Annotated in this window: 11 protein-coding genes; 7 read left to right on the top strand and 4 right to left on the bottom strand. The window is 61.6% G+C overall.

Features of this window, described 5'->3' with window-relative positions:
* The first annotated feature begins 80 nt into the window (after window positions 1-80).
* Genes BIS11_RS02985 through BIS11_RS02975 form a run of 3 tightly spaced genes read left to right on the top strand, consistent with a single transcriptional unit; the run spans window position 81 to window position 3,227 of the window.
* Window positions 81-1,790: an AMP-binding protein gene (locus tag BIS11_RS02985; protein WP_253421553.1), complete on the top strand. Its 1,710-nt coding sequence runs from the start codon at window positions 81-83 to the stop codon at window positions 1,788-1,790.
* Window positions 1,787-2,602 (top strand): class I SAM-dependent methyltransferase, encoded by an 816-nt coding sequence (locus BIS11_RS02980; RefSeq protein WP_253421550.1) that lies wholly within the window; start codon window positions 1,787-1,789, stop codon window positions 2,600-2,602. Before BIS11_RS02985 ends, BIS11_RS02980 begins: the two co-directional genes overlap by 4 nt.
* A 37-nt stretch (window positions 2,603-2,639) precedes the next feature.
* The gene (locus tag BIS11_RS02975) at window positions 2,640-3,227 is read left to right on the top strand and encodes a hypothetical protein (RefSeq protein WP_253421547.1); all 588 of its coding nucleotides are present in this window, start codon (window positions 2,640-2,642) and stop codon (window positions 3,225-3,227) included.
* Between the two features lie 9 nt (window positions 3,228-3,236).
* On the opposite strand, the gene BIS11_RS02970 is transcribed toward BIS11_RS02975, so the two are convergent.
* Window positions 3,237-3,443 carry an E3 binding domain-containing protein gene (locus tag BIS11_RS02970; protein WP_301282938.1) on the bottom strand — a complete coding sequence of 69 codons (207 nt, stop codon included), beginning with the start codon at window positions 3,441-3,443 and terminating at the stop codon, window positions 3,237-3,239.
* A 125-nt stretch (window positions 3,444-3,568) separates the two neighbouring features.
* Window positions 3,569-6,238: a pyruvate dehydrogenase (acetyl-transferring), homodimeric type gene (gene aceE, locus BIS11_RS02965; RefSeq protein WP_253421544.1), complete on the bottom strand. Its 2,670-nt coding sequence runs from the start codon at window positions 6,236-6,238 to the stop codon at window positions 3,569-3,571.
* 132 nt (window positions 6,239-6,370) lie between these two features.
* Here aceE and BIS11_RS02960 point away from each other — a divergent pair, with 132 nt between their 5' ends.
* Window positions 6,371-7,306, top strand: coding sequence for a LysR family transcriptional regulator (locus BIS11_RS02960; RefSeq protein WP_253421541.1), 936 nt, complete (start codon window positions 6,371-6,373; stop codon window positions 7,304-7,306).
* Between the two features lie 34 nt (window positions 7,307-7,340).
* On the opposite strand, the gene BIS11_RS02955 is transcribed toward BIS11_RS02960, so the two are convergent.
* Window positions 7,341-9,242, bottom strand: coding sequence for a monovalent cation:proton antiporter-2 (CPA2) family protein (locus BIS11_RS02955; protein ID WP_253421538.1), 1,902 nt, complete (start codon window positions 9,240-9,242; stop codon window positions 7,341-7,343).
* Between the two features lie 119 nt (window positions 9,243-9,361).
* Here BIS11_RS02955 and BIS11_RS02950 point away from each other — a divergent pair, with 119 nt between their 5' ends.
* From BIS11_RS02950 to BIS11_RS02940, 3 genes are read left to right on the top strand one after another with little or no spacing between them, the layout of a single operon-like run.
* Window positions 9,362-9,646, top strand: a complete 285-nt coding sequence (locus tag BIS11_RS02950) for a Trp family transcriptional regulator (RefSeq protein ID WP_253421535.1) — start codon at window positions 9,362-9,364, stop codon at window positions 9,644-9,646.
* Window positions 9,643-11,037, top strand: coding sequence for an anthranilate synthase component I family protein (locus BIS11_RS02945; RefSeq protein WP_253421533.1), 1,395 nt, complete (start codon window positions 9,643-9,645; stop codon window positions 11,035-11,037). Before BIS11_RS02950 ends, BIS11_RS02945 begins: the two co-directional genes overlap by 4 nt.
* Entirely contained in the window at window positions 11,034-11,693 is a 660-nt protein-coding gene (locus BIS11_RS02940; protein WP_253421531.1) for an aminodeoxychorismate/anthranilate synthase component II, read from the top strand. Before BIS11_RS02945 ends, BIS11_RS02940 begins: the two co-directional genes overlap by 4 nt.
* A 72-nt stretch (window positions 11,694-11,765) precedes the next feature.
* Here the strand turns inward: BIS11_RS02940 and BIS11_RS02935 are convergent, their stop codons facing one another.
* Entirely contained in the window at window positions 11,766-12,071 is a 306-nt protein-coding gene (locus tag BIS11_RS02935) for a hypothetical protein (protein ID WP_253421529.1), read from the bottom strand.
* Window positions 12,072-12,284 lie beyond the last annotated feature (213 nt).

Genomic DNA, 12,284 nt, shown 5'->3' with positions numbered 1-12,284 from the left:
GGTCGCCAGGGCCCTGCGCTCGCGCTGATACCAGAAACCTGAACCTGTAAAATCCGACAACAACAATCAGGAGAGATACCATGGCGCCGAAGATGCCAACGCTTCCCAGCTACACCAGCAGCGTCGCCGACAAGCCGCTGCTGGGGATGACCATCGGTGACAAGTTCGACCAGATCGCCGCCCGGTACCCGGACAACGATGCGCTGATCGTGCTGCATCAGAACGTGCACTGGCGCTATCGCCAGTTTCACGAGGAGGTCAATCGCTGTGCCCGGGCGCTGCTGGCGCTCGGCGTTCAGCGCGGCGACCGCGTCGGCATCTGGGCGCCCAACTGCTCGGAGTGGGCGCTGACCCAGTTCGCCACCGCCAAGATCGGCGCGATTCTGGTCAACATCAACCCGGCCTACCGCACCAGCGAGCTCGACTACGCCCTGAACCAGTCCGGCGCGCGCTTTCTGATCTGCGCCGACCGCTTCAAGAGTGCGGACTACCGCGCCATGCTCAATGAGCTCGCCCCGGAGCTTCAGGAGTGCGAGCCCGGCGCGCTACGCTCGCAGCGCCTCTCCCAGCTCGAGTGCGTGGTGAACCTGAGCGATGAGCGCCATCCGGGCATGTGGCGCTGGCAGGACATGCTCGGTGAGGCGGACCGGGTCGAGCAGAGCACGCTCGAGACGCTTCAGGCCACGCTTCAATTCGACGACCCGATCAACATCCAGTACACCTCCGGTACCACCGGCTTTCCCAAGGGCGCCACGCTTTCGCATCACAACATTCTCAATAACGGTTTTTTTGTGGCCGAGAGCATGGGGTTCACATCAAAAGACCGGCTGGTGATTCCGGTGCCGCTCTACCACTGTTTCGGCATGGTGATGGGCAACCTGGGCTGCATGACCCATGGTGCGGCGATGATCTACCCAAGTGAAGGCTTCGACGCCGGGCAGGTGCTCAAGGCGGTGCACGAGCAGCGCGCCACGGCGCTTTATGGCGTGCCCACCATGTTTCTCGCCGAGCTCGAGCACGCGGATTTCGCCGCGACCGACTTCTCGGGGCTGCGCACCGGCATCATGGCGGGCTCGATCTGCCCGGCGTCGGTGATGAAGCAGGTAATCGAGAAGATGAACATGAAAGGCGTGCAGATCGCCTACGGCATGACCGAGACGAGCCCGGTCTCCGCCCAGACCGGCACCTTCGATCCCATCGACAAGCGCGTCTCCACCGTGGGCCGCACCCAGCCGCACCTGGAGAGCAAGATCATCGACCCCGGCAGCGGCGCCGTGCTGCCCCGGGGTGAGATCGGCGAGCTCTGCACCCGCGGCTACAGCGTAATGCTCAGGTACTGGAACAACGAGCAGGCCACAGAGGATGCCATCGACAGCGCCGGCTGGATGCACACCGGCGACCTTGCGATCATGGACGACGAGGGGTATCTGTCGATCGTCGGGCGGATCAAGGACATGGTGATTCGCGGCGGCGAGAACATCTACCCCAAGGAGGTCGAGGAGTTTCTCTACACTCACCCGGCCGTGTTGGATGTACAGGTGACCGGCGTGCCCGACGAGAAGTACGGCGAGGAGCTGATTGCCTGGGTGCGCCTGGACCCGAGCGCCGGCGAGATCACCGACGAGGCGCTGCGCGCGTTCTGTAAGGACAAGATCACCCACTTCAAGATCCCGCGCTACTTCAAGTTCGTCGACGAATTCCCGATGACGGTGACCGGCAAGATCCAGAAGTTCAAGATGCGCGAGATCTCCACCGAGGAGCTAGGGCTCGATCGAGCGACGCTGTCGTGAGCATCTCGCGCGGGCTCACAGAGCACTATCACCAAGCGCTTCGCGACGAAGAGGTGCTCGCGCAGATCAAGCGCCACTACCCGAACGGCGCCACCGCCTACCAGCTCGCCCCGCTCGATCAACTACATATCGGCGGGCTAGCGGCGTCCAACCGACTGTTCGATCATCTCGACCCTACCGAGCACCCGCGCGTACTGGATATCGGCGCGGGGCTCGGCGGGCTCGTACGCCTGGGCGCCTCGCGGGGCTTCACGATGACGGGGCTGGACATCACTCACCGCTTCGGGGCACTGAGTGAGGGCATCAAACGTCTCTGTGCGCCGCGCCACGACTACGCCGTGGTCACCGGTGACGCCCGCCGCCTGCCCTTTCGACGCCATAGCTTCGATGCGGTGATCTTCCAGCACAGCCTGATGAACATGCCGGAACCACGGGCCGTGATCGAACAGGCGTACCGCGTACTGCGTCCCGGCGGCAAGCTGATGCTGCACGAGCTGACCCAAGGCGATGGCGTGACGCTGCGCTACCCGGTTCCCTGGGCAACCTGTGCCGAGCACTCGCACCTGCTGTCGCTCGAGACGCTGCTGACCCAGCTGAAAGCCAGTGGATTCGATCAGTTGCAAGTGGAGAACCTGAGCGACGCGGCCCGCGCCTGGCGCACCCGTCAGCGCGACAAGGAGCGCGACGTATCGGCGCCGGTGCTGTCGCCCCACTGGGTGTTCGGCGAGCGCTTCAAGGCAATGAGCGAGAACCTGCTCGAAAACTTGACCCGTCGTGCGATTGAAGTGGTCGAAATCCGCGGGCGTTGCTAGTCTTGAGGGGGACTTGGCTTTTACAAAGGACATAACAATGCCAACACAGCGCTTGGCAAGCACCCTTCTCTGCGGCGTGCTCGGCATCACGGTATCGTTTTGCAGCCTGGCCAATGATTCAATCTACCTGAGCACTGAGCTGCCCACCCTGGCCTACACGACGCAGGAAGGCGAAATGCTGGCGCTCGACAACGGCGTGGTGATCGAGGGCAGCAACCTCGACAGCATCGAAAGCTACACCTCGGGCTTTCGTCTCACCGCCGGTTTCACTCCCTGGCGCACCACCCAGTTCGATATTGGCGCCGAAATCGCCTACCGCGAAAGCGAGGAAGTCTTCACCTCCTCGAGCGTGACCCCGCTCATCCAGGACACCTTGAGCCTCGGCGGCGCACTGGTCGCCGGACTTCGGATGGGCGCCTTCAGTGTCTATGCGAAGTCCGGCCTCACCGAGTGGCGTGGGCAGAGCGACACCACCGGCAGCGAAGGCGGCACCGCCATGCTGCAAGGCTTCGGCGCCACTGTGACCCTCAAGCGCCTGGTCAGCCGACTGGAGTACGAGCGCATCGACAACCCCATGCTCAGTCATCTCAATCAGCTGAGCGCATCAATTCATATGCCGTTCTAGTGCATTCGATCAAGCGCCCCTTCGAGCGACCGAACGGGCATGCTCGCCCATGACACGCCGAACGAACACGTACACATCCCTTTTCAGCACGCGCCCTTCAGGCCCGCTCGGGGTAACATCGGCCAGATTCACGCCCAGCTCACGCGCCAACATTTTCACCAGGGGCGTAGCGTGTACGCGGCGCCCCTTCTGGTTTTCGCACCTGCTCTTTTGCAAAGCTTCGCTCTTGCCACACTTTCGGAGCGCTTGGCGGCTATCGTTATTCAAGGTCGAACTCCTATTGGTCAGGCTGCGTTGAACGGGCGCTCCTTGAAGCGCCCTTGAACTGCCTTGAAGTCACATCAACTGATCAACGGCGAGAGCTTGTCGGCATCGATACCGAAGCGCTGCATCGCCTCTTCCACCAGATCCAAACCAATCTCGCCCTGCTCGCTGAGCGAATGGAGCGCCATCCAGGCAATGTAGTAGCGGTCGACCTCGAAGAAAGCGCGCAGTTTGGCGCGGCTGTCCGATCGCCCAAAGCCATCGGTGCCCAGCACGTAATAATCTCCGGGCACCCAGGCTCGCACTTGATCGGCGTAGAGCTTCATATAGTCCGTGGCCGCGATGACGGGACCGCCGCACTCGTCGAGCATCCGAGCGATCCAGGGTTTCTCATGCTGGGTTTTTGGCTTCAAAAAACGCTGCCGGTCGTACTCGAGCGCTTCGCGGCGCAGCTCGTTGAAACTGGTGACGCTCCAGACATCCGCACTCACGCCAAAATCGAGTAGCAGTTCGGCGGCCGCTTCGGCCTCGCGCAAAATGGTACCCGAACCCAGCAGCTGAACCCGAGGGCTGGAAGAGTTCTCGGCCTTCTTGAGCCGATACATGCCCCGAACGATGCCTTCCTCGGCACCTTCGGGCATCGCCGGATGGGCATAGTTCTCGTTCATGATCGTCAAATAGTAGAAGCACTCCTCATGGCGTTCGTACATCTCCTTGAGTCCGTGCTGAATGATGACGGCGATCTCGTAGCCGTAGGTGGGGTCGTAGGTTCGGCAGTTGGGAATGGATGACGCCATGAGATGGCTATGGCCGTCCTGATGCTGGAGCCCTTCGCCGTTGATGGTGGTACGCCCGGCGGTGCCACCGACCATGAAACCGCGTGTCAGCATGTCGCCGGCTGCCCAGGCGAGATCACCGATACGTTGGAATCCGAACATTGCGTAGTAGATATAGAACGGAATCAGCATCTTGTCGTGATTGGCATGAGCAGTGGCCGCCGCCATCCAGGAAGCCATCGCACCAGCTTCAGTGATGCCCTCCTCGAGGATCTGCCCCTTGATGTCCTCCCGGTAGTACATGATCTGGCCGGCATCGACGGGTTCGTACTTCTGTCCGCTCGCCGCATAAATGCCCAGCTGACGAAACATGCCTTCCATGCCGAAGGTGCGTGCCTCGTCGGGAATGATCGGTACCACCCGCTCACCCAGCTCTCGATGCTTGGTCAGGCCTGTCAATATGCGCACGAAGGCCATGGTCGACGACACCTTGCGTTCGCCCGTCCCCTTGAGCTGACTCGTGAATACCTTATCGCCCAGTCCGGGAATGGTGAGCGTTTCGTACTCGATGCGACGCCTGGGTAGATAGCCGCCGAGAAGTTGGCGCCGGGCATGAAGATACGCCATTTCCGGGGTATCTTCGCCTGGCCGATAATAGGGCATTCCTTTTTCGAGCTGTTCGTCGGTGACGGGAATTCCCAGGCGATCGCGAAGCCGTTTGAGGCCGGCCGGCTCCATCGTCTTGATGTTGTGCGCTTCCATGTCGGCTTCGCCGTGCTCGCTTCCCATACCATAGCCCTTGACGGTATGGGCGAGAATCACGGTCGGGTTCCCGTTGGCGCTTTTGACCGCATTTTGATAGGCGGCGTATATTTTTCGCGGGTCGTGGCCGCCGCGCACCATGTTCTCGATGTCGTGATCCGATAGATGTGCAACGCGCTCGAGTAGCGCCGGGTACTTGCCAAAGAAACGCTCGCGCGTGTAAGCCCCGCCCTGCGCCTTGAAATTCTGGTACTCGCCGTCGACCGTTTCACTCATGAGCTTCTTCAACAGGCCGTCGTGGTCGTTTTCAAGCAGCGCGTCCCAGGTTCCCCCCCAGACGACCTTGGTGACGTTCCATCCGCTGCCCAGAAACGAGCTTTCAAGTTCCTCCATGACCCGGTGGTTACCACGCACGGGACCATCGAGGCGCTGAAGGTTGCAGTTGATCACGAAAATCAAATTATCGAGCCGCTCTCGGCTTGCCAGGTTCAAGGCGCCCAGCGTCTCGACCTCATCGCACTCGCCGTCACCCAGAAATGCCCACACCCTACGGTCGTTCAATGGCTTGAGCCCACGATTGTCCAGATACTTCATCAGGCGAGCCTGGTAGATGGCCTGAATGGGCCCCAGCCCCATCGATACTGTCGAAAATTGCCAGTAATCGGGCATGAGGTAGGGGTGCGGGTAGGAAGGCAAACCGCCGCCGCCCACTTCCCGGCGAAAACGATCCAGCTGCGATTCGGATAGCCTTCCTTCGAGAAAGCTTCTGGCGTAGATGCCGGGCGAAATGTGCCCCTGAAAATAGACCAGATCGCCTTCGGAGTCTTCCGAGGGCCCCTTGAAGAAGTGGTTGAACCCTACCTCATAAAGCGTGCAGCTGGACATGTAGCTTGCCAAATGGCCACCGATGCTCTTGTCACTTGCATTGGCGCGTACCACCATGGCGATACTGTTCCAGCGAATGGCTGCGCGTAGCCTTTTCTCGATGACCAGATCGCCCGGGTAATCCGGCTCGTCCACGGTGGCGATCGTATTGACGTGGGGGGTGTTGAAGGATCGGGCGATATTCAGACCGCGCCTTTCAGAGTGCGATTGCAGACTTTGAAATAGAAACCGCGCACGATCTTCTCCTTCGCGGTCCACCACGGAATCCAAGGCGCTCAGCCACTCCCGCGTTTCCACTTGATCCACTTCGATCATCTTTTCCATAGTGCCCTCAAGGTTGCAGCCAGGCTGGGCTGCCGATGTTCATGAGCGATTCCTCATGATCATCAACCCTAATGTTGACTTTGACAGGGCACAATATTAGCTTCCGGGAAACAGCTTCCCGAAATTGGCAATATGAATCTGAACCATTTGAAGGTGTTCATCGTTGTCGCCGAGCAAGGCTCTGTCCTGGCCGCCTCCAAAGCGCTCGGCGTGCCTAACTCGACGGTGGCAAGGCAACTTGCCCAGTTCGAAGAGCAGTTGGGCATGCAGCTTGTGCTGCGCAGCACTCGCTATCTTCGGTTGACCGACGAGGGCAAGCGAATCTACGCGAAGACGGCAGCGCTCGTTGAACAGCTCGATGAAGTGGAAAACCAGATAACCTCGGAGCAAGGTAGCTTGGCGGGGAAGATAACGCTCGCCGTTCCGTCGGAATTCGGCGCCCAATGGCTCGACACCGCCATCGCCGAATTCGCTATCGAACACCCCAGAGTCTCGATCGAATGCATCACCAGCATGGCGCCTCTGGACCCGGTCAGACGCGATATCGACGTTTCCATCGCTTACCACCGGGGTAACTTCGAGGACAGCAGTCTGATCATGCGCAAACTTCTCAGACTGGAGAGTGTCGTCGTCGCCGCGCCCCACTTGATCGAAAAGCACGGCACGCCCTGTTCGATAAAGGCGCTAGAACGGCTGCCGTGTATTTCGACACTCCTGGCGCTCAAAGAGAATCCTTGGCACTTCATGGGCGCAAAACAACGTCTCTTTCATGTCAATGTGGGGTCTCGCTACAAGGTCGACAGCAGCCGAATGCTTATAACCGGCGCTCTCAAAGGCATTGGCTATGCCATCATTCCGCGAGTTTTCTGTGAAGAGCATATAGGTGAAGGCCGCCTGGTTGAGCTCGAACTCGACTACCCACCCGCACCACTTGAAGTCGTGGCCATCTACCCAAACCGCTCTATCAATCATCGCTCGCGATTACTCGTGAAAAAGATCGCCCAGACGCTCGCGGCAAAATTCGCGCTCGAAAACAGCGCGGTCAAGGATAGGAGTAGCGCTCGATAGCAAAATAATGGCGACTCCGGTTCGCGATAGCGCATCACCGACGATATTCTGACACGCTTGCCTTCTCCTCGATGGGCGCGCTCCACACCGGCACGTCCTCCTTCTGCGGCTCGCCTTTCTGCTCGTCCATGGCGTTGCTCAGCGCCTCTTCCAGACGCCTGAACAGCTCGCCGTAGCGGCGGCTGAAGCGCTGGCCGCCTTCGATCTCCTTCCAGGCCTCGAACAGCTCGGCGTCATGCAGGTCTTCGTTCTGCACGAAGGTCCAGGCCATCTGCTTGGCGCGCAGCGGATGGGTGCCAAGCGCGGTGAGCGCGTGGCTGCCGAGCTCCAGCGCCGAGTGGTAGGTTTCGCTGACCACGTCGTCGGCGCCGGCCTCGCGCAGGCGATAGCCGTGGCCGCGATCGAACGCCCGAGCCAACACCCAGACGCTCGGGTGAAAACGCTTGACGTGCTGCACCATCTGCACCGCGCGCTCGAGATCGTCGATCGCCACCACCAAAAGCCGCGCCTTGTCGATACCGGCGCGGTCGAGCAGATCCGAACGGCTGGCATCGCCGAAGAAACTCTTGATGTTGATGCGCCGGGCGTTCTCGATCTGGTTGAGCTCGAGATCCAGCGCCACCAGCGGCACGTTGCTGGCGCGCAGCAGCCGGCAGACGATCTGCCCGAAACGCCCGGCGCCGGCGACGATCACCGGCGACTGTTCGTCGAACTCGTCCGCCTCGCGGGTCTGCTTGTCCACCTGATAGCGCGGCAGCACCACCTTGTCGAAGACGATGAACAGAAGCGGCGTCACGAACATGGAGAAAGCGACCACCAGGCTCAAGAGCTCGGCGAGCTCCGCGCCGATCACGCCGTTCTGGCGGCTATAGGTCAGCAGCACGAAACCGAACTCGCCGGCCTGGGCCAGGCTGAGCGTCAAAAGCCAGCCGTTGCTGCCGCGGATGCCAAAGACGAAGGCAAGCGTGATCAGCACCGCCGCCTTGACGGCAATCACACCAAGCCCCAGCAGTACCACGACCCACCACTCGCTGGCCAGCACGTCGAAATCGATGCCGGCGCCCACGGTCATGAAGAAAAGCCCCAGCAAGAGCCCCTTGAAGGGTTCGATATTGGCTTCGAGCTCGTGCTTGAACTCGCTGTTGGCCAGCACCACGCCGGCCAGAAAGGCGCCGAGCGCCGGCGACAGATTCACCAGGCTCATCAGCGCAGCGATGCCGATCACCAGCATCAGGGCGGAGGCGGTGAACACCTCGCGTAGCCCCGAGCCCACCACGAAGTGAAACAGCCACGGCCCGAGAAAGTAACCTGCACCGATCACAAGCCCGATGGCGCCGACCACCACCAGCGCGTGAGCCCAGCCGGGCAGGCCCGAGACCAGGTCGACGTCGTGGCCCGATTGGCCCGCCCCCGCGTCGATGCCGGAGAGCGCCAGCAGCGGAATCAGCGCCAGAATGGGAATCACCGCCATGTCCTGAAACAGCAGAATCGAAAAGGCGCTGCGCCCGCCCTCGGTGCCGGTCAGGCCCTTCTCGTTCAGGGTCTGCAGAACGATGGCGGTCGACGAAAGCGAAAGAATCAGCCCCACCGCAAGCGAAGTCTGCCAGGCCAAACCCAGCGCCCAGCCGATCAGCCCGCCGACGGCGGCGCTGAGCGTCACCTGCAGCCCGCCCAGGCCCAGAAGGCGCACGCGCATCGCCCAGAGGCTCTTGGGGTCGAGCTCCATGCCGACCAGAAACAGCATCATCACCACGCCGAACTCGGCAAAGTGCTGGATAGTGTCGGTTTCGTGGCCCACAAGCCCGAGCGTGGGGCCGATCACCACGCCGGCGACCAGATAACCCAGTACCGAGCCGAGCCCGAAGCGCTTGGCGAGCGGCACGGCGATGACCGCCGCCAGCAGGTAGATGAAGGCCTGAATGAAGTAGTGAGTCATTGACGTCCCTTGTGTCGCGTTTCGTCCTTGAAAGCGGGGTTATCGATGCAGCGCTTGACAGCGAACGCCAAAAATCATGTACTAGTACACTAGTACATTCTTGAAGAGGCGCACTGCGCATGGCAACACGAGCCCTCGAATCGACCCGGGATGAGGAGTACAGAGCGGCGCTGGTACGCTACCTGCTCGCGGTGGACTCGCCCGCCGATATGGACAGCGCATTGGATAGCCTGCTAACGCCTTCAGAGTATCAGGAAATCGGTAAACGGCTACAGATTTTCAAGCTTTTGAGCGAAGGCGTGGCGCAGCGCAAGATCGCCGAGACCCTGGGCGTGGGCATCGCCACGGTCTCTCGCGGCGCCCGCGCGTTCAACCCCCATTCGACCCACAAGGATCTCTCATGAGCGCCGGTCCCAAGCCCTTTACCCTGCCGCGCAAGCCCCACTACGTCACGCTTGCCGCCGACTGCGATTTTTTCGCGCTGTTCCAGAAGATCGAGCGCGCCTTCGACAACTGCTACATGCTCGAGTCGCTCGGTGAAGACAGCCACATGGCGCGCCACTCGATCATCGGCTTCGACCCGGAGTACCTGCTCTACGCCAACGGGCAGACGCTCTCCATCGAACACCGCGACGGCGAGGTCCATCACTACGATAGCGCCAACCCCTACGAGCTTCTGCGCTCGCTGATGCCCCAGAACATCATCTCGCGCAAGTACGCGGGCGGGCTTTCCGGCTACCTGGGCTACGACGCCATGCAGTACTTCGAGTCGTCGCTGTCGCTCAAGGCGAGCGACGACTTCGACACTTTCCGCTTCGGGCTCTACAAGGATGGGCTGATTCTCGACAAGATGACCGGTGAGGTCACCTACTTCTACTACGACGACAGCCGCTTCGAGTACCTGCAGGGGCTGATCGAATCCCCCGGGCTCGCCCCCGGCGCGCTCAAGATCACCGCGCTGGGCGACACCATGACGCGCGAGCAGCACGCCGAGGCCGTGGCCAAGGTGAAACAGGATATTGTCGACGGCAAGGTGTTCCAGTGTGAGGTGGGCTTCAAGAAGCGCTTTCGCATCGAAGGCGACACCCTGGCGCTCTACGGCGAGCTCAGAACCATCAACCCCTCGCCGCAGATGTACTACGTGAAGTTCGGCGAGCAGCGCCTGATCGGCGCAAGCCCGGAGCTTCTGTTCCGCCTGCGCCAGGGCGAGATGGAGACCTTTCCGCTCGCCGGCACCACCACCCGGGGCAAGACGCCTCAGGAAGACACCCAGCTTGCCCGGGCGCTATTGAACGACCCGAAAGAGATCGCCGAGCACAACATGATCGTCGATCTGCACCGTAACGACATCGGCCGGGTGGCACGCTTCGGTACCGTCAAGGTGAGGAGCCTGATGGACATCAAGCGCTTCAGCCACGTGCAGCACATCTCCAGCGAGATCGTCGGCATCATCGACCAGAACGAGGACATGTTCACGGCGCTCGCCAGCAACTTTCCCGCCGGCACGCTGACCGGCGCGCCCAAGATCGAGGCGATGAAGATCATCGATACGCTTGAAACCGACGGGCGCGGGCCCTACGGCGGCGCGGTGGGCCAGTTCTCCTTCAACGGCGACTGCACCTTCGCGATCCCGATTCGCACCGTGTTCGTCAACGGCGAGAACGCCTACGTGCAGACCTGCGGCGGCAACGTCTATGACTCCAATGCCGAGGACGAGTACGAGGAGATTCGCCGCAAGTTCGCCGGCACGCGCAAGGCGCTGGCCCCCTTCATGGACACGGAGAGCCTTGCATGAAAGTGCTGATCATCGACAACTACGACTCCTTCACCTACAACCTCTACCAGTTCATCGGCGAGATATTGAGCGCCGAGCAGCATCGTGGGGCGCTTGCGCACTTCGAGATCCTGGTCAAGCGCAACGACGAGCTCGCTTTCGACGAGATAAAGGCGCTGGCGGCGGATCGCATCATCATCTCGCCGGGGCCGGGCTCGCCGGATGATCCGCGCTACTTCGGCGTCTGCGCCGAGGTGATCGAGAAACTCGGCCCTACCACCCCGCTTCTCGGCGTATGCCTGGGAATGCAGGGGATCGTTCACGTGTTCGGCGGCCAGGTGATCAAGGCACCGCTGCCGATGCACGGCAAGATCAGCCCGATCAACCATGGCGGTGCATCGGTATTCAGGAACGTGCCGGACCAGCTCGAAGTGATGCGCTACCACTCCCTGATCGCCGATGCGGCCTCGCTTCCGGAATGTCTCGAAGTAACGGCCACGGTGGGCGGGCTTGCGGCGGCGAGCTTTGCCGAGCGCGAGCGCTGGCAGGCCGCCGGCGAGTTCGAGCTGATGGGCGTGAAACACCGCGACTACCCGATCCACGGCATCCAGTTCCATCCGGAGTCGTTTGCCACCGAAGGCGGCCGCGAACTGATCGGCAACTTCCTGCTCGCCTGAGCCCGCGCTATCACGAAAAAGGCCGGTTGCCCTGCGGGCAACCGGCCTTCTGGCGTTCGTGGTACAAGCCGTTCAGCGCTTCGGCTCGTCGCTGCCGGGCATGAACGAAGGCGGGTCGCTGGCGGGAAAGGTCTCCTCCACGGATTCGTCGACCTGGCTCTCGGTCAGCGACAGCTCCTCGGCGGAATAGACCGCGTAGTGCTCGTCGAGTATCCAGCCGTCATGGCCGGGGGCCAGGTGGTGGCGCTCGATCCAGACGCGGCTTTCGTCCGGGCGCTTCACCTCGACCTTGGTGGCGGCACTGGCGTCGACCACCGTGCCGAACAGCGTTCCATCCTGCGTGTGAATCAATGCATCCTGAAGCTCGGACTTCGCCATCGATAGACCCTCCATCCGTTGGTGTCACGCCTATGGACACCGGGCCGGAGCGTCGGTTCACCCGTGTGGCTTCGATGTCGGCTAGCGCTTGCCCCGGGGCGGCTTGCCGGCAAGCCCGCGCTTCTTGCCGGCAGGTTTACCCGCACCCTTGCCGCCGGGCTTGGCGGTGCGCTGACCGGGCGAGGCGGGCTTGCCCGGCGGCAAGGGTGCGGG

Source organism: Halomonas sp. 707D4 (assembly GCF_024158685.1).
Lineage (GTDB): Bacteria > Pseudomonadota > Gammaproteobacteria > Pseudomonadales > Halomonadaceae > Vreelandella.
This window is presented reverse-complemented; position numbering and strand designations above follow the sequence as displayed.